Below are 279 nucleotides of genomic sequence, written 5' to 3'. Positions count from 1 at the left end.
GAGTCGAGCTGGACGATACCCAGCCGAGCGTCAACGTACCGTGTCAGTTCACCAAGGTTGCCCGAGATCTGCAATTCCGCCTCGAAATCGGCGGGAAGCAGTGCGACGTCCGTGATCTTCGTCGGATAGAGCCCAGCCGAGGACAGCTGCTGAACGAGTTCCGCTTGGCTGGCTTGAGCCGACACCCAAACGATCAGATGGTCCGTTTTGCTCGACGAACCGTCGAAACCGGCGAGGGTCAATTCGAAAACTTGCATTTGCCTACTCCTGAATGGAAAA

The 279-nt window shown here is 56.6% G+C and carries 1 protein-coding gene; it reads right to left on the bottom strand.

Annotated elements, in window-relative coordinates; translation table 11 throughout:
- Positions 1-257: hypothetical protein (locus ACVA58_RS28025; RefSeq protein WP_446513510.1), on the bottom strand; the 257-nt coding region annotated here is incomplete at its 3' end.
- Positions 258-279: the final 22 nt, after the last annotated feature.

This window comes from Photobacterium sp. DNB22_13_2 (assembly GCF_052873915.1).
The sequence above is the reverse complement of the archived record's forward strand: the minus strand, read 5'-3'. Positions and strand labels throughout refer to the sequence as shown.